Genomic DNA, 566 nt, shown 5'->3' with positions numbered 1-566 from the left:
CCATCCATTTACGATCTGGAGGAAGCGCCCTTCACTTAAAATCAAGCGACCCTCCCCCAACCGATGCTCCCATTATTCTTTTATTTGTAATTGTTAAAGGATGACCCCACTTATTCCATGCAGTTCTCTTCCCTATTTATTATATGATTAATGGATATGGGTGGATTTTGATAAAACACAGCTACTGTCCAAACATCCTTGTTTTCATTTTCATAAGTTAATAGTGGTAATAGTTAAATCACAATTAGCGAGGTGAAAATAGATATAGCTCTTCAATTAATGAAGTTGCAAATTGGGGGGACAGTCACGACCAATGTCGAACCTAATGCAGCCAGTTTTTTCAATGTCACAACCACCGATACCGCTCCCGGGAGCACATTAACCATTGATGCAGCTGACTTTTTCCAAGATGATGGTTCAGCAGTAACTGAGCTTCCACAATTAGCAACGGATAACAGTTATTTTACTGTGTATGTTAATGGTGTGGCCCAAATGGAAGGTTTGTCAACGTACACACCCGGAGCTACTGGCGTTGGTTCATTAGCAATCGATGTTCCGGCCGGAGG

At 41.7% G+C, this 566-nt stretch carries 1 protein-coding gene; it reads left to right on the top strand.

Annotated elements, in window-relative coordinates:
- Window positions 1-264: 264 nt before the first annotated feature.
- On the top strand, window positions 265-566 hold a 302-nt coding region (locus AC3G7N_RS22075; protein ID WP_489424259.1), incomplete at its 3' end, for a DUF4183 domain-containing protein.

The sequence above is a fragment of the Virgibacillus carmonensis genome (genome assembly GCF_057836705.1).
The sequence above is the reverse complement of the archived record's forward strand: the minus strand, read 5'-3'. Positions and strand labels throughout refer to the sequence as shown.